A 24,610-nucleotide genomic window follows, 5' to 3' on the forward strand; every position below is an offset into this window, starting at 1 on the left:
GCAGGCCCCGCAGACCCCCGACATCCTCGCCGGGCTCGGGCGCCGACGGAAGGACGATCATGCCATTGCCCCTCACAGACGTCTCGGCCGACCTGCGCGCGCTGCGGGCCGCCCACCAGGAGACCGAGCGCACGGGACCGCCCGACGGACCGCGCATCGGCATCCTGGCCAGCTGTACGGCCGACCCGGTCGTGCCCTACCTCGCGACGGCGCTCGGCGGGGCGTACGGCCGCCCTTCCTTTCACGTCGCGCCGTACAACCAGGTCGTCCAGGAGTGCCTGGACCCGGACAGCGGCTCCGCCCGGGCCGGCCTGGACGTGGTGGTGGTCGCGCAACGCCTGGAGGAACTGCAGGACGGTGCCTGGACCACCGGCCTGACGGCCGTCGCGGACGCCGCACGCGAGGCCGCGGCGCGCTGGGGCGCCACGCTGGTCGCGGTGCTCCCCGGCCTGCCGGCCGCCGATCCGCTGGGCGTCGCGGGCGACTGCTGGTCCGACGGCCGCACCGCCGAGGCCGCGGCCGCCCGCGAGGCGATGCGGAACGCGCTGGCCGACCGGCCGAACGTCCACCTGGTGGACCTCGAAGCGGTACTTCGCTCGCTCGGTGCCGCGAAGGCACACCACCCGGCTCTGTACCAGTTCGCGAAGGTTCCCTATCGCGAGGAGGTCTTCCACCACCTCGGGGCGCGCGTCGCTCACATCCTGCGGCTGCGGACCGGTGACACCTGCCACGCCGCGGCGCTGGACCTGCGCGGTCTCGCCGACGCCGAGGACATCGACGGCTTCGGCGGCGTCCTGCGCTGGTTGTCCGCCGCAGGAGTGCCGTCGTACACGCTCGGCGGCCCGGACGCGGTCCCGGCGTGGCGTGACCTCGTGGCGAGCGATGCGACCGTTCCGGCACTGCTGTCCGACTGGTTCTTCGACGACCGTGACCTCGACGCCCAAGTGCGCGACCTGGCCGCCGAAGCCGGGCTGACCGCGCGGGACGTCGCCCTGCTCCAGCGCCGCGAGGACCATCTGATCGTCACGGTCCGCTCCGCCCACCGGGACGCCGCCGAAGTGGTGGATCTCGGTCCGGACGCCGCGGCCTGGCCGTCACGCCTGGCCGCCGCCGGAGTCTTCGACCGCCTGCCGGTGCCCGGAGCGCCGCCCCGGGCAGTCGCCCGCGGCGGCCCCGGCGACGGCGACGCGGTCCCCGGGCCCGCCGGCGGTCTGTCGCTCGCCTCCTTCGTCGCCGGGCTCCGTGTCGAGGCCGACTTCCGCCCGGCCCGGGAGAGCGACCTCGCCAAGATCAACGAGATGCTCGTGGCATCCAAGGAATTCACCCTCGGGGTGCCGGTCCCGCCCGTGACGGCGGACGCGTTGCCGGCCGGCGGCGACCGCGTCCTGCTGCTCGGCACCGTCCGGGACCGCCTCGGCGACCTCGGCCCCAGCGTCGTCCTGGCGCTGGCCGGGCACGGCACGGACTGCGTCGTCGAGGCCTTCGTCATCTCCTGCCCTGCCATGGGCAAGGGCGTCGAGGACCGGGTGATGCGCGAGATCGCCGCACACGCCCGGCACATGGGCGCCGACCGGATCGTCGTCGGCTACCGCGACACCGGCCGCAACCGCGCCGCCATCGACTTCCTCCGTTCGCCCACGGCGGGCGGCACAGCCGAGACGCCCGACGGCGCGCCCCTGGAACTCCTGGTGCGCGCCAAGACCCCCGACACGGAAGCCGTGACCACCTCATGACCGAGATCCCCACGCGGCCGGGCACCCGCGCCCGCCGGTTTTCCGCCGAGAACCTCCGGCGCGTCCACGAGGAGGCCGGGCTCCATCCGCTCAACACCCCGCCGACCGCCGCGGAACGGGCCGGCCGGCCGGATCCCGCGCAGGAGGACGTGTGGTTGTTCGACCTGACCACACCCGAGGCGCTGGTCCATCAGATGGCGCTGGTCGTCGACCTGACCGGACCGTTCGACCGGGACACCGCGACGCGCGCCGTCCACGTGCTCGGCCGCCGCCACGAGGCGCTGCGCGCGCGGTTCCCGGCCGACGCCTCCGGCACCCCGGTCATGGTGATCGACCCGGAATACACCGGGGCCCTCGAATACGTCGACCTGACCGCCCCCGCCCCCGCCTCCACCACCGGCAGCGGAGCCGGAGACGGCGGCGGGGGCGCGACGGACGCCGACACCGGCACCGCGTCGCCGGACTCCGCGGCCGGGCCCGGGGCCGAGGCGCGCTGGGCCGAACTCGCCGACCGCGAGACCCACCGGCCCTTCGACCTGGAGAACGGTCCGCCGGCCCGCTTCACCCTCGCCCGGATGGCCGGACAGCGGCACCGGCTGCTGGCCGTCGTCCACCACATCGTCGCCGACGACCGGACGCTCCAGCTGCTCCACGGCGACCTGGTGGCGGCGCTGCGCGGCGAAGACCTGCCGACCCCGCCGCCCGCCCTGGCCGCGGCGGCCTCCCGGGCCCGCGCCGCCGCCGAGAAGCCCGGCACAGAACGGCGTCTGGACCGGCGCGCCGCCGAACTGGCCGACCTGCCGGCCGACGCCGACCGCTGGCCGTCCCCCGGCCATCCGGCCCAGGGCGATCCCTACGCCGCCGCGGTCGTCCCCGTCGATGTTCCCGCCCCGCTGGCCGAGGCCGTCCGCGCGGTCGCGGCGGCGGAGCGCGCCACGCCGTTCATGGTCTGGCTCACCGCGCTGTCCGTCCTGATGCAGCGCATGTCGGGCCACGGGGACGCGGTCCTCGGCACCGTCGTCGGCCGCCGTGACGCCGCCTCGCGCGACACCGCCGGCTTCATCGCCAACCCGGCCGCGCTGCGCGTGCGCCTGCCGGCCGACGCGACCTGGCGCGACGCGCTGCGCGTGGCCCGGGAGGCGACCCTGTCGGCCTTCGACGACGCCGACATACCGTTCCGCCGGGTGGTCGAGCGCCTCGCCCCGGCCCGCCGCCCCGACGTGCACCCGCTGTTCCAGGTGCTGCTCGGCGGCCGCCGGCCGCTGGACGCCCCGGCCGTCATCGGCCCCCTGAGGGTCGAGGCGACCGAACACCTCTCACGCCGCTCCCTGTACGGGGTCGAACTCCAACTGGCCGACCTGCCCACGGGAATGCCGGGATACCTGCGCCACCGGACAGCAGTGCTGGACTCCTCGACGGCCACCGCAGTCGTGGCCGGCTTCGTCCGCCTGCTCGAAGTCCTGACCTCCTCGCCCGACAGCCCGATAGCCGCGACGCCGTGGCCCGCCGGTCTTCGTGTCCCCGACAGGGCCGACAACAGTGCGGCCGAGGCCGCCACCGGCCGGGGCGCCGGGGCCGACCGCCGCAGGACCGCGACGCGCCGCCCCGTCGGCAGCCCCCGCCGTCAGCCGTCCACCCCGACGCAACTGCGCGTCGCGGAGGCCTGGCGCACCGTTCTGGAGCAGGCGCCGCCCGGCATCGACGACGACTTCTTCGCCGTCGGAGGCCATTCGCTGAGCGCGGTCCGGGTCGCCTCCCTGCTGGCCTCCGCATTCCGTCTGCCCATCACGGCCCGTGCCCTGTTCGACCACCCCACCGTCGCCGAGGTGTCCGCGTTCCTCGACGGCTGGGCCGCGTCCGCCGCAGGGCGCACCGACACGCCGGCCTCGCCCGAGCCCGCCCCCGCCGCGCCCGTCGGGGTGACCGAGCGGACGCGAGCGGGCGCACCGCTGTCCGCGACCCAGCGGCGCATGTGGCTGCTGTCGCAGCTGTATCCCGGCAACGCCGTCTACAACCTGCCCTACGCCTTCCGCGTCCGCGGTGACATCGACGCCCCCACCCTCCAGGCGGCGCTCAACGACCTCGTCGCCCGGCACGAGGCCCTGCGCACCGTCGTCGACGTCCACGACGGACAGGCGCGACAGCGCGTACTGCCCGCCCTCACGGTGCGCCTGGCCGTCGAAGAACCCGAAGGCGCCGAGCCCGACGGCACCGCTCCCGCCGACCTGGCGGCCTGGGTCGCCGACCGGATCGACACCGAGGCCCGGACCCCCTTCGACCTGTCCGCCGGCCCGCCGATCCGCGCACGCCTGATCGCGCCGGGCACCGCATCGGCCGCGCTCGTCGTGACCGCGCACCACATCGCCTGCGACGGCTGGAGCCTGGAGCTGCTGTTCGCCGAACTGGCGGAGCTCTACACCGCCCGTACCGAGAACCGACCCAGCACCGTACCGGCGCCGTCGGTCCAGTTCATGGACTTCACCGTCTGGCAGTCCGAGCAGCTGACCGGCGCCCGCCGCGAACGGCTCGCCCAGCACTGGCGCCGAGAACTCGACGGCGCCCCCACGCTCCTGGACCTCCCCACCGACCGGACCCGGCCCGCGCAGCGCCGACCGGACGGCGCGGTGGTCGACTTCGCCTGGCCCGCGGACGTGGAGGAACGGGTCGCCGAGTTCTCCCGGCGGCACGGCGTCACCGCCTACGCGACGCTGCTGGCCGCCTTCGCCTCCACCGTCCACCGGCACACCGGCCGCGACGACCTGCTCATCGGCACGCCCGTCGCCAACCGCGTCCGCCCCGAGTTCGCCAAGACCGTCGGCTGCTTCGTCAACCTGGTGCCGCTGCGCCTGCGGGTCGCCGAGAACACCACCTTCCTCGACCTGGCACGCGCCGCCCACCTCACCATCAGTCAGGCGCAGGAACACCAGGACTTCCCCTTCGAGGACCTCGTCGCGCTGCTGCGCCCGGACCGGGACCCCAGCCACGACCCCGTCGTGCAACTGCTGTTCGTCCTGCAGGACGTCGACACCACCCTCAGCCTGCCCGGCGCGGACCTCACCCCGCTGCCCGCGCACGGCGGAGGCTCGATCCAGGACCTGTCCGTCATCCTCCAGCACGCCGGGGCGCAGGCCGGCGGCGGCTTCTCCGGCACCGCAGAATTCAACACCGGCCTCTACGGCGCGGACACCGTGAGCCGCTTCCTCGGCCACCTGAGCACCCTGCTCCAGGCGGCGCTGTCCGCGCCCGACACGGCGGTCGCCGGCCTGGACCTGCTGACCCCCGACGAGCTCGCCCAGCTCGACCACTGGAACGACACCGGCCTGCCCGCCCCGATGGCCGCGGACGTCCCGGCCCTGTTCGAGCGCTGGGCGGACCGGGCACCGGAGCGGACCGCCGTCGTCGGCGCCGACGGCGAGCTCAGCTACGCCGAACTCGAAGCGCGGGCCAACCGGCTCGCCCACCACCTCGCCGAGGCCGGAGTGGGACCCGGCACGGCGGTGGGCGTCGCCCTGGACCGCTGCCAGCACCTGCCGGTCGCGTTCCTGGGCGTGCTCAAGGCCGGGGCGGTCTACGTCCCGCTGGACACCGGCTATCCGGCCGAACGGCTGACCCTCATGATCGACGACACCGAGGTCAAGGCCCTGGTCACCCGGGCCGGCCTTGCCGCGCCGCCCGGCGCCGACCGCCTGCCGGTGGTCTGCCTGGGCGGCCCCGACGACCCGCTGGGCAGGTATCCCGACACCCGGCCCGCCCGGAACACCGGGTTGGGCGACCCGGCCTACATCGTCTTCACGTCCGGCTCCACCGGCCGGCCCAAGGGCGTCGCGATCCACCACCGCGGTGTCGTCAACTCCGCCCATGCCGACCTGGAGTTCATCGACCCGGAGTCCCCGGACACCGTGATCCAGTTCTCCTCACCCAGCTTCGACGGCTCCGTCCTGGACTTCACGCTCGCCTTCGCACACGGCGGACGGCTGTGCATCGTGCCCCGCGACCGCATGCTGCCCGGCCCCGACCTGGCCGAGACCGTCCGCCGCCACCAGGTGACGACGGCGTTCCTGCCGCCGTCCGCGCTCGCGGTGATGCGGCCGGGGGACGTGCCGGGACTGCGCACCATCCTGGTCGGCGGCGAGGCGTTCCCGCCGGAGCTGGGCCCCCTGTGGGCGCCGAACCGCCGGCTCTTCAACATCTACGGTCCCACCGAGACCACCATCTGGTGCACGCGCACACTCCTGGACGGCACCGAGCGCCGGCCGACCATCGGCCGCCCCGTTCCCGGCACCACCGCGCACGTCGTGGACGAGCACCTGCGCCCCGTGCCGGTCGGCGTCCCCGGCGAACTGTGCATCGGCGGCCTCGGCGTGGGACTGGGCTATGTGCGCCGACCCGAGCTGACGGCACGCCAGTTCCCGCCCGACCCGTATGCGGACCGGCCCGGCGCACGCCTCTACCGCACCGGTGACCTGGTGCGCCGCCTGCCCGACGGCACCCTGGACTACCTGGGCCGCATGGACCGCCAGGTGAAGATCCGCGGCCACCGTGTCGAGCTGCCCGAGATCGAGGCCCGCCTGGAACGAATCCCGGGTGTCGGACGCGGCGTCGCCACGGCACGCCGCGACCCGTCCGGGGCCGGACCACTGCGCCTGGTCGCCTACGTCTCGCCCGCCGCCCCGCTCGGCGTCGCCGATCTGGACCCGTCAGCGCTGCGGCGACAACTGGCCCGGACCCTGCCGGAATACCTGGTGCCCGCCGTGATCGTGCCGCTGGACGCCTTCCCGCTCAACGGCAACGGCAAGATCGACCACGCGAGGCTGCCGGAGCCGCCGCGCGACCGGAACGCCGGAGCGGCCCGCGTCGTACCGGTGTCGCGTCTGGAGCGGGAGATCGCAGCCGTCTGGTGCGACCTTCTCGGACTGGACGAGGTCGGCACGCACGACAACTTCTTCGAGATCGGCGGCGACTCGCTGCTGCTGGCCCGGGTCAGGACCCGGCTGACGCACCTGCTGGACCGGGACATCGCCGCCCTCCAGCTCTTCACCCATCCCACCGTGCACGACCTGGCCGCCGCGCTCTCCGACGAGGCGCCCCGGGCCGCGGCGCCGACCCCGGCCGAGGCGGTCCGGCCGGCGCGGTCCGGAGCGCGCAGCGCCCTGCTGACGCGATCGCGACGCGCCACCGCCGGCCGCGACGACGAGGGGAGCGCGACCCGATGAACGTCACCCGGCCGACCACGCCGGCCCCCGGCGCATCGGCGTCGCAGGTTGCCGATGCCGCACGTGCGGCGCTGCCCGACCGGCTCCGCGGCGCACCACCCGCCACCACGTGGCCCGCCGACCGCGGCCTGTCGCGCACCCTGCCCGGACAACGGTGCGCCACGCCGGCCTTCGAGATTCCGGGCGACCTCGCCGACGGCCTCGCGGTCCTCGCGCGGGAGCAGGGCGTCCCGGTGCTCGCGACGCTGGCCGCCGGGCTCCAGGCACTGCTGTACCGGGTCGTCTCGCCGTGGGAGAACGCCGGGATCGAGGAGGTCGTGGTCGGTGCCGGACGGGACGGGTCGTGGGCACCGCTGCGGCAGTCCCTCGATCCGGACACCGCGTTCCTCGACCTGGCCCTGCGGGCCGCCTGCGACCTGCGGGACGCGGACGGCGGGGAGTCCGGGACCGGTGAGCGCGCCGTCATCGCCACGCAGGACTTCTGCCGGGCCGCCGTCCTGATCGGCGGAGGCGGCCCTCCGCTGGATCTCGTGTTCGCCTTCGACAGCGAGAACGGACGCCGTGGCTCGCTGGAATACGACGGCGGGCGTTACGGGCCCGGCACGGCCGAACGCATCGTCGCCGGCTACCTCGAGCTGCTGGGCGCGGCGGTCCGTGACGTGAAGGCGCCGATCGGCCTGTTGCCTCTGGTGCCCCCGCCGGTGCGGAACCGCGCCGCCGAGACCGCCGAGGTGCCGGGGGCGGGTGAGTGGGACGTCACCGCGCACGAGCTGTTCGACCGCGCCGCCGCACGGTACCCCGGGGCCCCGGCGCTGCGGTGGGACGGCGGCCGGATGACCTACGCGGAGCTGAAGGCCGCCGCCGACCGGTGCGCCGGCCGGATCGGTACCGCCCGCGCCGTCGCGCTGTCCGGGCCGCGCTGCCCCGAACTGATCGTCGCACTGCTGGCGATCCTCAAAAGCGGAGCGGGATACGTGCCGCTCGATGCGGCGTATCCCCGTGAGCGCCTCGACCACATGCTCACCGACAGCCGCGCCGAGGTCCTGATCGGCCCGGCCGGAATCGACGGCGCGCTCACCGTTCCCGAGGGCGTCCGCGTCCTCGATCTGCACGACATGCTCGTGGACGCGCCGAGCCACCCGCAGGATCCGCGGTCCGCGCCGCACCCCACGACCGGCACCGAGGACCTCTGCTACGTCATCTACACCTCCGGCTCGACCGGTTCGCCCAAGGGCGTCGGCATGCCGCACCGGCCGCTCGCGTCCATGCTGGACTGGCAGTTCCGGCGCTCGCAGGCCGGCCCCGGCTGGAACACCCTCCAGTTCGCGGCGTTCAGCTTCGACGTCGCGTTCCAGGAGATGTTCGCCACCTGGGGCACCGGCGGCACTCTGGTGCTGGTCAGCGAAGAGGTCCGGCGCGACCCGGACCGGCTGGCCGACTGGCTGACCGAGCGGAGCGTGCACCGTCTGTTCCTGCCCTTCGTCGCCCTTCAGCAGCTTGCCGAGGCGTCCTCGCGCTCCGGCCGCTTTCCCCGGGCCCTGCGCGAGGTCGTCACGGCGGGGGAGCAGTTGCACGTCAGCCCGGCCGTGCGCGAGTTCTTCCACCGCACGGGCGCGTCGCTGGAGAATCAGTACGGCCCTTCGGAAACCCACGTCGTCACCGCCGAGCGTCTGTCCGCCGATCCGGCCGACTGGCCGGAACTGCCGGCGATCGGGAGCCCTGTCGACCGCGCGGTGGTGGAGATCCTCGACGCGCGGCTGCAACCCCTGCCGGACGGTGTACCCGGCGAGATCTGCGTCTCCGGCGTGCCGCTGGCCGACGGGTATCTGGGCCGGCCCGACCTGACCGCCGAGCGCTTCGCGTTCCGCGATCTTGCCGCCGGACCCGCCGGACCCGCCGGACCCGCCGGACCCGCCGGACCCGCCGGACCCGCCGGACCCGCCGGACCCGCCGGACCCGCCGGACCCGTAGGACCCGTCAGTTCCTCCCGTGTCCAGCCCTCCCTGGGCGCCGCCGGGCGGATCAGGATCCGGACCTACCGCACGGGCGACTTCGGGACACGGCTCCCCGACGGCCGGATCCAGTGCCTCGGCCGCCGCGACGGGCAGGTCAAGATCCGTGGCTTCCGGGTCGAACTCGGCGAGGTCGAGGCGCAGATCCTGACGCGGGAAGGGCTGGCCGAGGCCGTCGTCGTCGTGCGGGAGGGGGCGTCGGACCAGCAGATCATCGCCTACTACCTTCTCGCCGAGGGCTGCGATGTCCCGCCGCGGACGCTGCGCGGCGACCTGGCGCGGATCCTGCCCGGGCACATGGTGCCGTTCGCCTGCGTCGCCGTCACCGCGCTGCCGCTGACCCCCAGTGGCAAGGTCGACCGGCGCGCGCTGGCCGGGCGGCCGCTCCCCGAAGACCTCGACGCCGCGTACGAGGCCGTGCTCGAGGAGCGTGACTCGGCCGGGACTGCCGGTGCCCTCTCGACGGTCGGCGACGCCGTCGGCGAGACGGCCGGCGACGAAGCCGCCGTGGGTACCGCGTCAGCGCTGCCCTTCGCGGAGCTGCTGGTCGAGATCTGGGCCGACGCCCTGGCCCGCGACACCGTCGGTGTCCATGCCGACCTGTTCGCCCTCGGCGCCGAATCGGCCACCGCGCTGGAGGTCGCCGCGCAGCTGACGGAGATCTTCCGCCTGACCGTCCCGGCGCGGGTGCTGTTCGACCGGCCGACCGCCGCCGGGCAGGCCGCCTGGTTCGCCGCCCGTGACGCCGCCGGCGACGGCCGGCTGGCCGGCGTCGCGCGGCTCCTCCTCGCCTCCGAAGCCTGAGACCGCCTCCACTCCTGACCGGAAGGTCGACATGGAAGACCACATCAGCACCCTCCACGACGTCTTCGCCGCCACGGCACGGCGTCATCCCGACCTGCCGGCCGTCGAACTGTCCGCGTCGTCGATCAGCTACGCCGCACTGGAGCGCGCGGCCGAGGCCCTGGCCGAGAGCATCACCGCCGCACACGGCCGGGTCCGCTCGGTGGCCCTGCTGGCCGCACGCAGCGCCGTCGCCTACGCCGGGTATCTCGCGGCACTGCGCCTGGGCGCGCAGGTCGTGCCGCTGAACCTCAAGTATCCGCCGCGGCGCAACACCGCCATCTGCGAGCTGGCCGACGTCGATGTGATCCTCGCCGACGCGTCCGGGCAGCAGTGGCTCGACCACTGCCCCTCCGGGACCGCGCCGGCCCGGCCGGTGCTGCGCCGCACCGACGAGGAACTCCTGGCCGCCGTCCCGGACGGTTCGCTGCCGCCGCCGTCCGCGGGCCCGGACGACATCGCCTACCTGCTGTTCACCTCCGGTTCCACCGGGCGGCCCAAGGGGGTGCCGGTGAGGCACCGCAACGTCCTGGCGTTCCTGGCGCACACCGTCCCCCGCTACGAGGCCGGTCCGGGCTGCCGCATGTCGCACACCTTCGACCTGACCTTCGACCTCTCGGTGTTCGACCTCTTCGTCACCTGGGGCGGCGGCGCGACGCTGGTCGTGCCCGAAGCGGCCGAACTCCTGAGCCCCGCCGACTACGTGGTGAACCGGCGGCTCACGCACTGGTTCTCGGTGCCCTCGGCGGTCTCGGCCGCCGCCGGGCTGGGCGGCCTGCCCGCGGCCGGGGCCCCCGGGCTGCGCCACAGCGTGTTCTGCGGTGAGCAGTTCACCTGGGCGCAGGCGGAGGCGTGGAGTGGATTCGCCTCCGAGTCGGTCGTGGAGAACATCTACGGCCCGACCGAGCTGACGCTGGCGTGCGCGGAGTTCCGCCTGCCGAAGGACCGCCGGGACTGGCCCCGAACCGTGAACGACACGGTGCCGATCGGCGCCGTCTACCCGGGCCTGGAGCACGTCGTCACCGACGACGGCGAGCTGTGCGTGCGCGGTCCTCAGCGTTTCGACGGCTATCTGGACCCGCGGGACAACACCAACCGGTTCCTCGGCCTCGACGGCGGTGCCGGCCCGGAGGCCCTGGACGGCGGCGTGCCGGCCGAGGCGCACTACTACCGCACCGGCGACCGGGTCCGCCGCGAGGACGACGGCACGCTGGTCCACCTCGGCCGCCTCGACAACCAAGTCAAGATCCGCGGCTACCGGGTCGAGCTCGGCGAGTTCGAGACCCTGTTGCGCCGCCGCCCCGGCGTACGGGAGGCCGTCGTCGTGCCGGTGCGGCACCGCGACGCCACCGAACTGATGGCCTGCTACACCGGTGAGCCCGCCCGCGAGGCCGACCTGCGCCGCACGCTGGCCGCGGGCCTGCCCGTCCACCTCGTGCCGCACGTGTTCCTGCACGTGGAATCCCTGCCCCTCAACCCCAACGGCAAGATCGACCGCGCCGTCGTCGCGAAGCTCGTCGCCGAGCAGGCCAAGCTCACGCGCCCCTGACCGGCCGCGAGCGCCGGCCGAGAGCAGCCCCCGACAGTCGAAGAGAGGGACCGCGAACCGTGCTGACCGTCTATACAACGATGCCTTCCTGGCAGGATCGGACTCCGCGGGAATACCGCTGCCGGGTCGTCGACGTGGCCCGCTGGACCGAGCAGGCGGGCTTTCGCGGCGCGCTGATCTACACCGACAACACGCTCGTGGACGCCTGGGCAGTGGCGCAGCTCGCCATCGACAACACCGAGCGGTTCGTCCCCCTGGTCGCGGTCAACCCCGTGGACACCCACCCGTTCGCCGTCGCCAAGACGATCAGCACCCTGGCGTACCTCTACGGACGGCGCGTCGACCTGAACCTGGTCACCGGCGGGTTCTCCAGACACCTGAGGGAACTGGGCTGCGAACTGGGCCACCGGGAGCGCTACGACCGGCTGGCCGAGTACGGCCAGATCATCGGGCAGTTGACGGCGGCGCCGGCGCCGGTGACGTACACCGGCAAGTACTACGCCCTGGACGCCGCCGTCGTCAGCCCGCCGTCCGATCCCGCCCTGGCGCCGGACCTCTACGTGTCCGGGGCCTCCGACGACTGCCGCGAGGTCGCGCGGCTGCTCGGCGTGGACCGGCTGTCCTACCCGCACCAGATAGACAGCTACCCGCAGGGCAGGCCTCTCGCGGGCTGCGGCGTACGCCTGGGCGTGATCGCCCGCGAGGACGCCCGGGAGGCGTGGCGGATCGCCCACGAGCGCTTCCCGTCGAGCGAGTCGGGGGAGAAGCTGCACGAATGGGCGGTCGGCAAGGTCGAATCGCACTGGCACCTGAAGCTCTCGCGCGACGCGCTGCGCTCGCACGAGCCGAAGGGGGTCTACTGGCTCTATCCGTTCCGGGCCTACCAGACGTTCTGCCCGTATCTGGTCGGTACCTACGCCGACGTCGGTGCGATGCTCCAGCGCTACAGGGAGCTCGGAGTGAGCACCCTGATCCTGGACGAAGTCGTGGAGCACGAGGACCTGCACCACATCACGACCGCCCTGGACCACGCCCGCACGCAGGCCGGGTGAGCCCGATGAGTACCCGGATCACCACCTCGTCCGCATGGCTTCGCGGCTACGACGAGCGGCTCGATGCCCGGGTCCGCCCGGTCTGTTTCCCGCACGCCGGGGGATCGGCGGTCTTCTGCCGGCCGTGGCACCAGGGACTGCCGCCCACGGTCGAGCTGCACGCGGTGCCGTACCCGGGACGGGGCGAGCGCCGGACGGCACCCTTGGCCGACGACGTCCACGCGTCCGGCCGCATGCCAGGGGCCCACCCCCTGAGGTGAGGGCCGGCGGTGCCTGGGGGTTGCGTCGCCGTGCCGCCGGGAGCACGGCGACGGCCGGCCGCGCCGGCACGCACGCGGCGGCGGGGCCGGACCCTCCACGGGCGGCGTACGCGGTTCCGTCCGGGTGGCGCCTGGCCGCGAGCTGCGGCGCGGCCCGAAAGCGCTCACCCTGGAGGGGAAGCACCGAGTCGTCCGCAGCGCGCACAGCGAGGGAGAAGGACATGGCGAAGAGCCGCAAAGAGGACGAGAAGCTGAAGAAGGGCGACAAGGTCGCCTGGAGCAGCCACGGCGGCGAGGCCGAGGGTGAGGTGGAGGAGAAGATCACCGAGCGGACGGAAGCCGCGGGACGGAGCGTGAAGGCCTCGCCCGAGGAGCCGCAGTACCAGGTCCGCAGCGAGAAGTCCGGCGGGTCCGCGGTGCACAAGCCGTCCGCGCTGAAGAAGAAAAAGAAGTGATGCCGCGTGGACGACGGCGAGCGTGAGGAGACCTGGGACGAGTTCCGCGAGCTGGTGAACATGAAGCCGGCCGATCTGGAGGGGTGGCTGGCTTCGGAGCAGTCACAGGACGCCGGGCAGCACAAGGACGGCGGCGAGTCCACGGGCCACGCCTCGGGCCGGCGGATCGTGGAGATCCTGCACGCGAAGAAGAGCGACCTCTCGGACGACGACTACCAGCACATGCGGAAGGTCGTCGGCTACATCCGGCGGCATCTCGCCCAGCGCCCGTCGGGCGACGTGGGGGACAGCAGGTGGCGGTATTCGCTCATGAACTGGGGGCACGACCCGCTGGCATGACGCGGGGCGGCGACAGCACGACCGCCGCCGTGCGGTACGCCCGCGTCCCGCACGGTCGTCCCGGCTCTCGGCGTGCGGGGAGCCAGGAGACGCCGCCGACGCGGAGCACCACCGGCCGGGTGCGTGGCCGCGGGAACCTCCACGAGTCCGGAAGGCGCGCCGAGCACGCCTGGGCGGCCGGTGCGTCTTCTCCGGACTGCCGGGGGCGACCCGGTCGCACCCCGCCTCGGTCCGGCCCCACCCGGCGGCGGGACCGAGTCACCTGTTGAGCAGCCAGATGGAGAGGTTGAGCGCGGCGGCGAACGTGACCCATGCCGTGTACGGCAGGAGCAGAACGGCAGCGACAGGGCGCCGCCGGCCGAAGACGACGACGGTGGCGGCCAGGGCCACGAGCAGGAGACAGATGTCGGCGAAGGCGAGTCCGTAGGCGTCGGAGGCGAAGAACAGCGGAGTCCAGGCGAGGTTCAGCGCGAGCTGGAGGGACCACCAGGCCATCGGCACCGCGTGCCCGTTCGTCCGGCGGCGCAGTACGAGCCAGGCGGCGACGGCGATCGTGCCGTAGAGGACGGTCCACACCGGGCCGAACAGCCATTCCGGGGGAGCCCAGGCCGGTTTGGTGAGCGCCTTGTAGGTCTGGCCGGCATCGGCGGCGGCGAGCCCACCCGCGGCGGCCACCGCGTAACACACCGCGAGCAGCAGGAGCAGCGTCGGCCAGCCCGCGGGCGGCCGACCGGTCGATTCACGGTGGTCGTCGCCCGGCAGTTCGGCCATGGGGTTCTCCGATCGTTCACGGGCCGGGGGTGCCCGGACAGGCGTCCGGTACACGGCAGGTGCCGCGTCGCCGGTCCGGTGTGCTCCGCACCGGTGATATCCGGTCGCGGAATGCCGTCGAACGACGCCGGAAGAAGGCGAGGCTGCTTGCCTGGAGGTCCCGACAACAGACCCGCAAGGAGCGTCAGCGTGCCGTCAGAGCGTCCGGACCTCTCCTACACCGTGCCCGGCATGAGCACGCAGGACAGTCAGCAGATCATCGGAATGCTGCAGATGCGTCTGCACTCCCTCAACGATCTTCACCTCACTCTCAAACACATCCACTGGAATGTCGTCGGCCCGCACTTCATCGCCGTGCACGAGATGCTCGACCCCCAGGTCGACACGGTGCGTGACATGACCGACGACATCGCTGAGCGGATCTCCACCCTGGGCGGCGAGCCCAACGGCACCCCTGGCGCGCTGGTGAACGAACGGACCTGGAACGGCTACTCCATCGGCCGCGCCGAGTCCATCGAGCATCTCGGCGCGCTCGACCTGGTGTACACGGCCGTCATTCAGGACCACCGCAAGGCCATGCGGGCCACCGAGGACTCCGATCCCGTCACCCAGGACATGCTCATCGAACAGTTGCGCGGGCTGGAGCTGTTCCAGTGGTTCGTCCGCGCCCACCTCGAGTCCGGCGGCGGCAGGCTCAGCACGCGCGGCGCCACCACGGAGGCCATGGCCGCCGGGCACGCCGCCGATCAGGCCCGCGACCAGCCCTGACCCGCAACCACCGGACGAGCAGGACGCCGGCGATCGGAGCGAGTACGAGGAAGGCCTCGCGCGTCCTGGTGCCGGCTGTCCGGTTGTTGCGCCGGTCGCCGCTCCCGGGCGCCGGCCGGCGGACCGCGTGCCCCTCGGGGTACGGAAGCCTGTGGGCCTCACAGGACAGTTCCTGGGTGATGCGCTGCCACACCCGCTTGGGCGGAGCTGCCGTATCCGGTGTCTGCGCACCGCGCGCGGCAGTCACCACACGTGTCATCAGTCCCAGTTCCTCGTGGCAGCGCGGGCACGAGGCGACGTGCTCGAGGGCGCTGACGTCCTTGTCGCTGCTCGTGTGGCCGAGAGCGAGCTCCACCAGGTGCGACGGCTCTACGTGGTCCACTGCGCCCTCCTGTGTCCCGGCCTTGCGTTGTCACCGCGTGCACGGCCGGTCGCGCGCGACGGAGCGCTGTCACTCTCGCACCGGCTCCGCCGTGACGACGAGGTTCGCGCGGTAGCCTCCCCGCTCGGGTTCGAACGGGGGCGCACAGGTGATCAGGGTCAGGACGGGGTCGCCCGTCCGGCGGAACACGGTGGGTGACAGCTCGTCCTTGGGCACGGTGGCCCGGGAGACGACGCGGTAGACCACGGGCGCCGCCTGCGTGCGCCGTACCTCGACGCGGTCGCCACGCCGTACCTCGTACAGCGCGGCGAACTCGCCGAGGGCACCCGTGTCGCTGTCCACGTGTCCCACGAGTACGGCCGATCCCTGGCGGCTTCCCGGGGCGGGGCCGTAGCGGTACCAGCCCGCGACCAGGGGGTCGCCGGGGACGGTCATGGCCCCCCGTTCGCCCACGCCGACCGGCCGCACGGGTGCGTCGAGGCCGACCTCGCGGACCTGTACGCGTTCGGGTCGCGCGTCCGGAGCGGGGGCGGCCCCGGTCTCCGGTCCGCCGGGCAGCGGGGCGGCAGCCGTTCTCTGCCGCGACGGCGCGGATCCGAAGTCGGCCGGAGCCGTGCCGGGTCCGGAGGGCTGACCGGCGCATGCCAGGACGGCTGCCAGTGCGGCGGTCGCCATCGTCAGTCCGGTCAGCCGCGCAGCGTCAGCCACGTCGGCTGGTGACCCGGCGGGCCACCAGGACGCCGGTCACCGTGATCGCTCCGGTCGCCGCCACCCAGGCCAGCCACTGGTCGGAGGAGTTCTGGGTGACGGCCGCGCCGCTGCCGCCCGCGTGGACGCCGTCGGGCATCGATTCCACGCCGCTGAACGTCTGGGTGGCCAGGGCGAGGTTCTTGTTTGCGGTGCCCCAGGCGTAGACCACGTTGCTCGTCCCTTCCTTGAGGTTCAGGTCGGCGGGTCCGACGGCCACGGTGTCCGTGCCGGCGAGCACGACGTCGGCCTTCACGGTGCCCGCGCCGACCGTCGCGGTGTCCTCGTTGGGGTTGGTCAGGTCGGTGAAGACGGGCTGTCCGCCGGCCCGTACGTCCACGGCGGGCGCGGCCGCGACATGGCGGACGGTCAGGCGGGCCTTGCCGGCGGCCACCTTCGAGACGTCGTTGGTGAACGCCGTCAACCGGGGTGTGCCGTCGGCGGAGAGATGGGCGGCGACCGTGGCGTTGCCGCCTTCGGGTACCTTCACCTTCTTCTCGAGGGCGGGCTTGCCGTGGGGGCTCTGGCCCGCTGCGAAGATCTGGATGTCGTAGGTGCCCGCGTCGAGGGACTGCGGGTCGGTCACCGTGCCTGGCTTGAAGTCGCTGAGCAGCGGCTTTCCGTTGGCGTAGACGTCGACCGTCATTCCGGGGATGCCGTGGAAGACGGACACCATGGCTTTGTCCTGTGCCTGGTCGGGAGCCGCTATGGCGGGTGCGGCCACGCCGAGGGCCATGGCGCACGCGCCGGCCGAGGCGGCGAGGACGATGGGGGTCCGGGAGGTCATGGGGATCGTCCCTTCGACTGGAGTCTCCACGCGCTGCGGAGTCTCTCTGGTGGTTCGGGGGTGGGGGGCGCCATGGATGCACGCTCGCCCCTGCGTTTCATGAGGCGGTCAGGGGTCCGTGTCGTGCACGCCGCCCTGGTCGATCGCCCGCCGCAGCCGGTGCAGGCCGCGGCGGGCATGACTCTTGACCGTCCCCAGCGGAACACCGGTGCGTTCCGCGATCTCGACCTGCGTGAGGTCCTCGTAGAAGGCCATGCACAGCACGTCTCGCTGGGCCCGCGGCAGCCGGGACAGGGCCTGGACGAGCAGCACGCGGTCCAGTACGTCGTCCGGTGCGGCCTGGACGAACGGGGTGGGCGCGGCGTCGTGCGCGGCTGATTCGACGAGGGTCAGACGCTTCGTCCTGGCGGCCAGCTCGTCAATGATCTTGCGGCGGGTGATGCCGACCAGCCAGGCGCCCAGTGCACCCCGCTCCGGACGGAAGCTGTGCCGTCCGCGCCAGGCACCGACGAAGACCTGCTGGGTCACGTCCTCGGCCTCGTGGACGTCACCGAGGGAGCGGGTGGCCATGGTGTGGACGAGTGAACCCCAGCGCTGGTAGATGGCCGCGAACGCTTCCTCGTCGGCGGCGACGAGGCCGTGGGCCAGGTCCTCCTCGTACTGCGTTTCCTCCGTGGGCGGGACGAGGGTGGTCGTCGGTCGCAGGTTCATGCTCATGGCCCGATGCCTCCTGCCGTGTGTCGTGCGGGGACTGGCGCCGCCCGCCGCATGGCAAGTCCACCGGGTTGCCATGCGCGTCTTGTCCAGTCTTGGACGCATAAACGACGCAAGCAACATGCGTCGGTTATGCGTCGTATTGTGGAGGTGTGAACGCGCATACGGGTACGGCCGAGGACCGGAACGGCGGGAGCGGTCCGCGAGGTGGCGGGCTGTCCACCAGTGAGGTGGCCCGGCGTCTGGGAGTGGCTCCCACCACGGTCCGTACGTGGGATCACCGGTACGGACTCGGCCCCGAGGCGCACACAAGCGGCCGGCACCGGCGCTGGACGGCGCGGGACGTGGCGCGGCTGGAGCGCATGTGCGCGTGGACGGCGACCGGACTGCCGCCGGCCGAGGCCGCACGCCTGGCGCGCAGCGACGAGCCCCTGACAACGGCCCCGGCCGGACGGACGGCAGGCGGGGCTCCGCCGCCGGCCCGCGGCCGAAGCCGGGCGGGCGGCGTGCTGCGGCTCGGCGACGCCCGCCAGGAATGCAGGGGGATCGCCCGGGCAGCACTGCGCCTCGACGCCCCCGCGCTGGATGAACTGCTGCTCACCGCGATCACCGAGCACGGACTGGTCGCTGCCTGGACCGAGGTGATCGTGCCGACGCTCCAGGCCGTCGGCCGTAAGTGGGAATCATCGGGGGAGAAGTACGTCGAGACCGAGCACTTTCTCTCCTGGCACGTCTCCGGCGCGCTGCGGCGCGCCGCGCCCCGCACGGTCGCCAACCGTCCCGGCGCCACCACGGTGCTCGCCTGCGTGCCGGGGGAGAACCACACACTGCCGCTGGAGGCGCTGTCCGCCGCGCTGGCGGAGAGGGGTGTTCCGGTGTGTATGTTCGGCGGAGCCCTGCCCGTCGAGTCGCTCGTCGCCGCGGTGCACAGGACCGGACCGGCCGCCGTGGGGCTGTGGGCGCAGTCCCGTACCACCGCCAGCCGGCCGCTGGCCCAGCACGTGGCCGGCATGGAGTGGGGCGTGCGAGGAGCCCGTCGCGGACCGGTCGTCCTGGCCCTGGGACCCGGCTGGGCCGGTCGGGCGGTGCCCGGCTCGGCGCGTCCGGCGGGGCTGGCCGAAGCCGTGGCCGCCCTCGAGGCGGTGGTCGCACCGTGACGTCTCGTCGTCCGGGGCACTTGGTCGTGGCGCCTGGCATCCGCCGGCGGAACATGGTCCGCTGGACCAGGGCTCGCGACTCCGTCACCCGGCGTCGACCGGCCGCCGCTTGCTGCCCCGTTCGGGCAGGCCCGTGCCGGCGTCCTCCAGGTCCGGCCGGGGCGGGAGTTGAGCACGCCACGCCCCGCCTTCCGTGCGCCACGGGTACCGCTCGACCGAGGAGCAGCATGACCGACGAACACCGCCGGGCGCCGAACGCCGTCGTCGTCGGTGCGGGCCTGACCGGGCTGGCGTGCGCACTGGACCTGTGCCGTGCCGGATGGCGGGTGGCTCTGCTGGAGGGCTCCGACGGCGTGGGCGGCCGGATGCGCACGGACCGGCGGGACGGATTCCTGCTGGACCGTGGATTCCAGGTGTTCAACACCTCGTATCCGCAGGTGAAGCGACGCCTGGACCTGAGGAGCCTGCGACTGCGGCCGTTCACGGCAGGCGTCGTCGCGCACACGCCGGACGGGCCGGTCCGCATCGCCGACCCGACGAGGGAACCCGGTGCGGCAGGGGCACTGCTGCCGGGGCGGGTCTTCTCGGCCCGAGACCTGGTCGCGCTGGCGGCACTCACCGTGCGGGACGCCGTTCTGCCCGCCTCCGCCGTCGTTCGCCGCCGGGACGAGTCCACCTCGGCGGCACTGACCCGGGCGGGAGTGTCGGACGCCGTGATCGCCGACATCCTGCGGCCGTTCCTGTCGGGCGTCTTCCTGGAGGACCGGCTGGAGACCTCCGCGCGCTTCTTCCACCTGGTCTGGCGGAGCATGGTACGAGGGTCCCTGTGCCTGCCGGCGGAAGGCATCGGCGCCGTACCGGCCCGGCTCGCCGACGGTCTGCCCGACGGCGTCCTGCGACTCGAAAGGCCCGTCGTGGAGGTCACCGACGCCGGAGTGCTGCTGGAGGACGGCGGCGAGATGCCGGCCCGGGCCGTCGTGGTGGCGACGGACCAGGCGGCCGCCACCCGCCTGCTGCCGCAACTGACCGTGCCGGACGCACGCACCGTCACCACCTACTACCACGCCACCGACAGCACACCGATCACCGAACCGACCCTGATGGTGGACGGCACCGGAACGATCCTGAACACCTGTGTACTCAGCCGCGTGGCCCCCACCTACGCGCCCCCGGGAACCGGGCTGATCTCCACCTCCGTACTGGGAAAGGACCCGCCCGGCCGGGCGCGGGGGGTACTCGGCCGTCTGGCCGAGGTGTACGGCACCGACACGAGCGGCTGGCATCAGGTCGCTGCCTACACGGTCGAGGGCGCGCTGCCGGCGATGCTTCCCCCCTGGCCGCTGAGCCGCACGACCCGTATCGGCCCCGGGAGGTACGTGTGCGGGGACTACCGGGCGACCGGCTCGGTGCAGGGCGCTCTCGCGTCGGGTGCGCGCGCCGCGCGGGAGGTGTCCGCCGACCTGGGGCGGCAGGGGACGCCTCCGGGGAGCCGGCCGTGACCGGGCGCGTCCGTCGATGGCACGGGACCCGGAGTGCTGACCGATCGGACGACCTCGTGGGTTCTGTGACCAGGAGTGCAGCGTGGACCTGAGCGGTGCCCGTGTCCTGGTGGCCGGTGCCACCGGAGTGCTGGGTGGCGCGATCACCGCCGAACTGGCCGGCCGCGGTGCGCGCCTGGCACTCGCCGGACGCGACCCCGGCCGGCTGTCCCACGTCGCACGGACGTATCCGGGCGCCCCGACCGCTCGCTTCGACGCCTACGATCCCCAGTCGTGCGCCCGGGCCGCGCGCGACACGTCGGCTGCCCTCGGGGGGCTGGACGCCGTCGTCATCGCGTTCGGGTCGGTGGCGTTCGGCGCGGCGGGGGAGGTCGGTGACGAGGTCGCGGAGCACCTGATGGCGGTCAACTACCTCGCGCCCGCGGCGTTCTTCCGCGCCGCGCTCGGCATCTTGCGTCCCGGTTCGGCGATCGCCGCCGTCACCGGCGTGGTCGCCGAGCGCCCCCAGCCCCGGATGGCCGATTACAGCGCTTCCAAAGCCGCGTTGAGCGCCTGGCTCGGCGCCGTGCGCCGCGAAGCGCGGAGCGCCGGTGTGGGAGTGCTGGAGATCCGGCCGGGGCACCTCGACACCGGCTTCGCCCGCCGTCCGGTAGCGGGCACGGCGCCGCCGCTGCCCAGGGGCGGGAATCCGCATCAGGTGGCCGGTGCCGTCGCGGACGCGCTGGAGGCGGATGCCGAGCTGCTGCGCACGGAGCCGGACGGAACGCCCGTCGTGGAACGGCGGGCCCGGTGACGCCCCGACGGGCCGAAACCTCCGATGTGGTGGTCGTCGGGGGTGGTGCGGCCGGGCTCAGCCTCGCGCACCGTCTGACAGCGACCGGCGCCGCCGCCGTGACCCTGGTCGAACCGCCGGACGGCCCGCCGCGACCCGCGGAGCGGACCTGGTGCTACTGGGACGCGGGCGTCGACGGCCTCGAAGAAGTCGTCAGCGCGTCCTGGTCCGTGCTGCGCGTGCACGGCGCCGACGGCCGCCCGGTCACCGTCGATCCGGCTCCGTTCACCTACCGCATGGTGCGCTCCCAAGCGTTCGAACGGCTGGTCCACGACCATCTGGCCCGTTCGGACGGCGGGCGTGCCCTGCGCGCGACAGCGGAATCCGTACGCAACGTGCGGGGCGGCGCGGAGGTTCGGTGCACGTTGCCGGAGGGCCGCACCCTGACGCTGCGCGCCCGGCGTGTGTTCGACTCGCGGCCACTGCCTGCCCTGCCGCCGGCGCGCACACGGCTGCTGCAGCACTTCCGCGGCTGGTTCGTGCGCACCGACACCGGCGGCTTCGATCCCGCGGTCGCCGATCTGATGGACTTCCGGGTCCCCCAGCCGGAGCACGGGCTCGCCTTCGGCTACGTCCTGCCACTGGCGCCGGACCGGGCCCTCGTGGAGTACACCGAGTTCTCCCGCAACGCGCTCACCACCGAGGCGTACGAGTCGGCGCTCGGCCGCTACTGCCGCGACATCCTGGGGCTCGGCGCGCTGACGGTGGAGCGGGCCGAGCAGGGCGTCATCCCCATGACCGACGCCCGCTTCCCGCGACGGACCGGGGCGGCCGTATTCCGCATCGGGACCGCGGGCGGCGCCACTCGTCCGACCACCGGCTACACCTTCGCCGCGGTGCAACGACAGAGCAGAGCCATCGCCGCCGCCCTGCGCGACGGACACGAGAGCGTCCCCCCGCCCCACGGGCGGCGGGCGCTGGCCATGGACGCGATCGTGCTGCGTGCCCTGGACACCGGGCGGATCAACGGCCCGGACTTCTTCACCGACCTGTTCCGCCGTGTCCCGGCCGAGCGCCTGCTGCGCTTCCTCGACGGCACAACCTCGCTGTGGGAGGAGTGGGGCATCGGGCTTTGCACCCCCGTCCGGCCGATGCTTTCCACCGCAGCCGAACTGCCCTTCCTGCCCCGCCGCTCCTGACCCGTCGCAAGAACCGGAGAGAGCCGACGATGAACCTCCTGCGCGATCACGAGCTGACCCGCGCCTTCGACCACGCCTCCCGCACCTACGACAGCCTCACCACGCTGAACCCGGGCCACCGCACCGGCCTCCTGCGCTCCGCCCGCCGCCTCACCCTCCCCGACGACGGAGCCGGACTGCACCTTCTCGATCTCGGATGCGGCACCGGCGCCTCCACCCGGGCCCTGCTCAGGGCCGCGCCCCGGGCCCGGATCACGGCCGTGGACGCCTCCGCGGGCATGCTGCGCCGCGCACGGGCCAAGGCGTGGCCCGCCCCCGCACGCGTGCGCTTCCTCCACCTGACCGCCGAGGAACTGGCGACGGCCGGCGAAGGCCCCTTCGACGCGGTCTTCGCCGCCTACTTGTTCCGGAACCTCACCGACCCGGACGCGGCCCTGAAGACCGTCCGGAGACTCCTGCGGCCGGGCGGACGCTTCGCCGCACACGAGTACAGCCTCAGCGGCTCACGGGCGCACCGGGCGCTGTGGACGGCGGTGTGCCACGGGCTCGTCATCCCCGCGGGCCGGTGCACCGGCGACGGTGCCCTGTACCGCCATCTCTGGCACAGCGTCGTCGCCTTCGACACCGCCCCCGAATTCGCCGCCCGGCTGACCCGGGCCGGCCTGACCTCGGTGCGGGTCGCCCCCGTCGCCGGATGGCAGACGGGCATCGTGCACACCTTCCTCGCCCGCAACGGCGGCTCGACCAGCGCAGGGGGGCACGCACCATGACCGCCCGCCGAACCCCTGCCGCCCGGCGGGGCCGCGACCGCAGGGCCGAGATCCTGTTCCCCGCGCCCGGCGCGGAGCGATTCCCCCGCGGGGACGAACCGTCCGTCGCGGTGATCGGCGGCGGAATCGCCGGTCTGGCGGCGGCCACCCTGCTCGCCGAACGCGGCGCCCGCGTGACCCTGTACGAGAAGGAGGACTCACTCGGTGGGAGGCTCTCCGGCCGGCGCACCACGCTGAGTGACGGCACCCCCGTGACCCTGACCCGCGGGTTCCACGCCTTCTTCCGCCAGTACTACAACCTTCGCGGCCTGCTCCGCCGCACCGATTCCGCCCTGTCGCGACTGACCCCGCTGCCCGACTACCCCCTGCGGCACAGCAGCGGCCTGACCGACAGCTTCGCGCGCGTCCCGAGGACCCCGCCGTTCAGCGCGCTCGGCTTCGTCGCCCTCAGCCCCACCTTCGGCTGGCGGGACCTGGCGGCCATGGACGCCAGGGCCGCGCTCCCGCTCCTCGACGTGCGCGTGCCTGAGGTGTACGAACGCTTCGACCAGGTCACCGCCACCGAGTTCCTGAGGAGCGTGCGCTTCCCGGAAGCCGCTCACCACCTGGCCTTCGAGGTGTTCTCGCGCAGCTTCTTCGCCGACCCGCACGAACTGTCCGCCGCCGAACTGCTGTTGATGTTCCACATCTACTTCCTCGGCTCGGCCGAGGGACTGCTCTTCGACGTACCGCGGGAGCCCTTCCCCCAGGCCCTCTGGGATCCGCTCGGCGATTACCTCCAGCGCCTCGGGGCCGCCGTGCGGACCGGTACCCCCGTGCGCGCCGTCCTCCCCGGCGACGGTGGAGGAGGGGACGTGCGCACGGACGCCGGTACCGACCGCCACCGAGCCGTGGTGCTCGCCCTCGACACCGGGGGGCTGCGGCAGACCGTCGCCGCGTCACCCGGCCTGGGCACCCCCGGCTGGCGTGACGGCATCGCCGGCCTGCGTACCGCACCGCCGTTCCTCGTCTCCCGGCTCTGGCTCGACCGGCCGGTCCGCGCCGAGCGGCCCGGGTTCCTCGGCACCAGCGGCTACGGCGGGTTGGACAACATCAGCATCCTGGAGCGGTACGAGGGGGAGGCCGCCGGATGGGCCGCGCGGACCGGGGGTTCGGCCGTGGAACTGCACGCGTACGCCGTGGATCCCGCGGCGGAACGGAAAGAGGTGCAGGACCTGCTCGTCGACCGGCTGCACCAGGTCTACCCGGAGACCCGCGAGGCGAACATCGTCGATGCCCGGCACGAGTGGCGCTCGGACTGCCCGCTCTTCGCGGTCGGTTCCCACCATCGGCGCCCCACCGTACGCAGCCCCCACCCATGGCTGGTCCTGGCCGGTGACACGATCCGCTGCGACCTGCCGGTCGCCCTCATGGAACGAGCCGCCACCACCGGCTTCCTGGCGGCGAACGCCCTGTTGGCCGACTGGGGCGTACGGGGACAAGTGCTGTGGACGGTCCCGAGGTCGGGCCGTTCACCCGCGCTCAGGGCGCTCCGAGCAGTGGCGGCCCGCCGCCCGCGCCTCTGACCGGTGGCCTCCCCCTCCCGGGA

General features: G+C 73.7%; 19 protein-coding genes. 15 read left to right on the forward strand and 4 right to left on the reverse strand.

Annotation, left to right across the window (positions count from 1 at the left end; translation table 11 throughout):
- Positions 1-59 precede the first annotated feature (59 nt).
- From ABZ354_RS20805 to ABZ354_RS20840, 8 genes are all read left to right on the forward strand, one after another.
- Positions 60-1,733, forward strand: a complete 1,674-nt coding sequence (locus tag ABZ354_RS20805; RefSeq protein ID WP_358658778.1) for a hypothetical protein — start codon at positions 60-62, stop codon at positions 1,731-1,733.
- The gene (locus ABZ354_RS20810; protein WP_358658780.1) at positions 1,730-6,946 is read left to right on the forward strand and encodes an amino acid adenylation domain-containing protein; all 5,217 of its coding nucleotides are present in this window, start codon (positions 1,730-1,732) and stop codon (positions 6,944-6,946) included. The genes ABZ354_RS20805 and ABZ354_RS20810 overlap by 4 nt, the downstream gene beginning before the upstream one ends.
- Positions 6,943-9,762, forward strand: a complete 2,820-nt coding sequence (locus ABZ354_RS20815; RefSeq protein ID WP_358658782.1) for an amino acid adenylation domain-containing protein — start codon at positions 6,943-6,945, stop codon at positions 9,760-9,762. Before ABZ354_RS20810 ends, ABZ354_RS20815 begins: the two co-directional genes overlap by 4 nt.
- A 31-nt stretch (positions 9,763-9,793) precedes the next feature.
- A complete protein-coding gene (locus ABZ354_RS20820; RefSeq protein WP_358658783.1) occupies positions 9,794-11,350 on the forward strand; it encodes an AMP-binding protein in 1,557 nt (518 codons plus the stop codon).
- A gap of 80 nt (positions 11,351-11,430) precedes the next feature.
- Positions 11,431-12,402, forward strand: coding sequence for an LLM class flavin-dependent oxidoreductase (locus ABZ354_RS20825; RefSeq protein ID WP_358658784.1), 972 nt, complete (start codon positions 11,431-11,433; stop codon positions 12,400-12,402).
- Positions 12,403-12,407: 5 nt separating this feature from the next.
- The gene (locus ABZ354_RS20830; RefSeq protein WP_358658786.1) at positions 12,408-12,662 is read left to right on the forward strand and encodes a thioesterase domain-containing protein; all 255 of its coding nucleotides are present in this window, start codon (positions 12,408-12,410) and stop codon (positions 12,660-12,662) included.
- Between the two features lie 221 nt (positions 12,663-12,883).
- The gene (locus ABZ354_RS20835; RefSeq protein WP_358658788.1) at positions 12,884-13,117 is read left to right on the forward strand and encodes a DUF2945 domain-containing protein; all 234 of its coding nucleotides are present in this window, start codon (positions 12,884-12,886) and stop codon (positions 13,115-13,117) included.
- A gap of 6 nt (positions 13,118-13,123) precedes the next feature.
- On the forward strand, positions 13,124-13,456 hold the full coding sequence (locus ABZ354_RS20840) for a DUF3140 domain-containing protein (protein ID WP_358658790.1): 333 nt from the start codon (positions 13,124-13,126) through the stop codon (positions 13,454-13,456).
- A 258-nt stretch (positions 13,457-13,714) separates the two neighbouring features.
- Here the strand turns inward: ABZ354_RS20840 and ABZ354_RS20845 are convergent, their stop codons facing one another.
- Positions 13,715-14,227: a TspO/MBR family protein gene (locus tag ABZ354_RS20845; protein WP_358658792.1), complete on the reverse strand. Its 513-nt coding sequence runs from the start codon at positions 14,225-14,227 to the stop codon at positions 13,715-13,717.
- Between the two features lie 189 nt (positions 14,228-14,416).
- On the opposite strand from ABZ354_RS20845, the gene ABZ354_RS20850 reads away from it, so the two are divergent.
- Complete coding sequence (locus ABZ354_RS20850; RefSeq protein ID WP_358658794.1) at positions 14,417-14,995, forward strand: DNA starvation/stationary phase protection protein; 579 nt, start codon at positions 14,417-14,419, stop codon at positions 14,993-14,995.
- A gap of 451 nt (positions 14,996-15,446) precedes the next feature.
- Here the strand turns inward: ABZ354_RS20850 and ABZ354_RS20855 are convergent, their stop codons facing one another.
- The 3 genes from ABZ354_RS20855 to ABZ354_RS20865 all read right to left on the reverse strand — a co-directional run bounded on the left by ABZ354_RS20855 (position 15,447) and on the right by ABZ354_RS20865 (position 17,628).
- Positions 15,447-16,085, reverse strand: coding sequence for a class F sortase (locus tag ABZ354_RS20855; protein ID WP_358658796.1), 639 nt, complete (start codon positions 16,083-16,085; stop codon positions 15,447-15,449).
- Positions 16,078-16,911, reverse strand: a complete 834-nt coding sequence (locus tag ABZ354_RS20860) for a DUF4397 domain-containing protein (protein ID WP_358658798.1) — start codon at positions 16,909-16,911, stop codon at positions 16,078-16,080. Before ABZ354_RS20860 ends, ABZ354_RS20855 begins: the two co-directional genes overlap by 8 nt.
- Positions 16,912-17,019: 108 nt before the next feature.
- Complete coding sequence (locus ABZ354_RS20865; protein WP_358658800.1) at positions 17,020-17,628, reverse strand: sigma-70 family RNA polymerase sigma factor; 609 nt, start codon at positions 17,626-17,628, stop codon at positions 17,020-17,022.
- 149 nt (positions 17,629-17,777) lie between these two features.
- Here ABZ354_RS20865 and ABZ354_RS20870 point away from each other — a divergent pair, with 149 nt between their 5' ends.
- The 6 genes from ABZ354_RS20870 (at position 17,778) to ABZ354_RS20895 (ending at position 24,587) form a co-directional block, all read left to right on the forward strand.
- Positions 17,778-18,782: a MerR family transcriptional regulator gene (locus tag ABZ354_RS20870; RefSeq protein ID WP_358658802.1), complete on the forward strand. Its 1,005-nt coding sequence runs from the start codon at positions 17,778-17,780 to the stop codon at positions 18,780-18,782.
- Positions 18,783-19,009: 227 nt separating this feature from the next.
- A complete protein-coding gene (locus ABZ354_RS20875; protein ID WP_358658804.1) occupies positions 19,010-20,281 on the forward strand; it encodes an NAD(P)/FAD-dependent oxidoreductase in 1,272 nt (423 codons plus the stop codon).
- 82 nt (positions 20,282-20,363) lie between these two features.
- The gene (locus ABZ354_RS20880) at positions 20,364-21,074 is read left to right on the forward strand and encodes an SDR family oxidoreductase (RefSeq protein WP_358658806.1); all 711 of its coding nucleotides are present in this window, start codon (positions 20,364-20,366) and stop codon (positions 21,072-21,074) included.
- The gene (locus ABZ354_RS20885) at positions 21,071-22,252 is read left to right on the forward strand and encodes a lycopene cyclase family protein (RefSeq protein ID WP_358658807.1); all 1,182 of its coding nucleotides are present in this window, start codon (positions 21,071-21,073) and stop codon (positions 22,250-22,252) included. Before ABZ354_RS20880 ends, ABZ354_RS20885 begins: the two co-directional genes overlap by 4 nt.
- 29 nt (positions 22,253-22,281) lie before the next feature.
- Complete coding sequence (locus ABZ354_RS20890; RefSeq protein WP_358658809.1) at positions 22,282-23,022, forward strand: methyltransferase domain-containing protein; 741 nt, start codon at positions 22,282-22,284, stop codon at positions 23,020-23,022.
- Entirely contained in the window at positions 23,019-24,587 is a 1,569-nt protein-coding gene (locus tag ABZ354_RS20895; protein WP_358658811.1) for an FAD-dependent oxidoreductase, read from the forward strand. The genes ABZ354_RS20890 and ABZ354_RS20895 overlap by 4 nt, the downstream gene beginning before the upstream one ends.
- Positions 24,588-24,610: the final 23 nt, after the last annotated feature.

Source organism: Streptomyces sp. NPDC005925 (assembly GCF_040638805.1).
Classification (GTDB): Bacteria; Actinomycetota; Actinomycetes; order Streptomycetales; family Streptomycetaceae; genus Streptomyces.